The organism is Thermomonas sp. LB-4 (assembly GCF_036409385.1).
GTDB lineage: Bacteria > Pseudomonadota > Gammaproteobacteria > Xanthomonadales > Xanthomonadaceae > Thermomonas.
In genome coordinates this window covers 1-745 of record NZ_JAXOFT010000064.1, presented here as the reverse complement: position 1 = coordinate 745, position 745 = coordinate 1, and the positions used below count along the sequence as shown (strand labels likewise).

General features: G+C 65.2%; 2 protein-coding genes. Both read left to right on the top strand.

What is annotated here, in order from left to right; all coding sequences use genetic code 11:
• Positions 1 to 62 precede the first annotated feature (62 nt).
• Entirely contained in the window at positions 63 to 350 is a 288-nt protein-coding gene (locus SPK54_RS13635) for a transposase (protein WP_330948411.1), read from the top strand.
• Positions 347 to 745 (top strand): IS3 family transposase (locus SPK54_RS13630; RefSeq protein WP_330948410.1); only part of this gene is annotated, 399 nt, incomplete at its 3' end. The genes SPK54_RS13635 and SPK54_RS13630, both read left to right, overlap by 4 nt.

Here is a 745-nt window from a genome sequence, read left to right as displayed (position 1 = left end):
GGGTTCTACCCCGCTAACACGGACACTTCAGTTAAGCCTCATGATGGGGCAGGAGGAGTGTCATGCAGCAGAGAAAGCGTTATAGCGAGGAGTTCAAGCGCGAGGCGGTCGGTCTGACCCGGTTGCCGGGCGCAAGCGTGTCGCAGATTGCCCGTGACCTGGGCATTCGGGCCAACCAGCTCCATCGATGGCGACGCGAGCTGGAGGTGGTCGGCAAGAAGGCCTTCCCTGGCAACGGCGTCGCCCGCGACCAGGAGTTGCTGGCACTCAAGCTGGAACTGGCGCGGGTGAAGAAGGAGCGGGATTTTTTGCGCGATGCGGCGGCGTTCTTCGCCAAGGAATCGCCTTGAGGTACGAGGCGATCCGACGCCACCGCGACCAGTACCCGGTTCGGCTCATGTGCCGTTGCCTGAAGGTCTCGCCCAGCGGCTTCCATGGTTGGGCGACGCGCTCACCCGGCGCACGCGCGCAGGACAACGCGAGGTTGCTCGGGAAGATCCGCGAGCACCATGCCGCCAGCGACGGCGTGATGGGCGCCCCGCGCATGCACGAAGTGCTGGGCTATGAAGGCGAGACCGCCAGTCTCAACCGGGTCGCCCGGTTGATGGCGGGCGCCGACCTGTCGGGCGTGCCGCAGAAGCGGCGCTGGCGACATAAGCGTTCAGGCGTACGCCCGGCCCATGTCCGCAATCACCTGGCGCGCGACTTTGCCGCATTGGAACCCAACACCAAATGGGTAGTGGAT

Bases quoted from the DNA above. Each gene is read 5' to 3' on its own strand.
- SPK54_RS13635 (WP_330948411.1), top strand. From the start codon at position 63: ATGCAGCAGAGAAAGCGTTATAGCGAGGAGTTCAAGCGCGAGGCGGTC.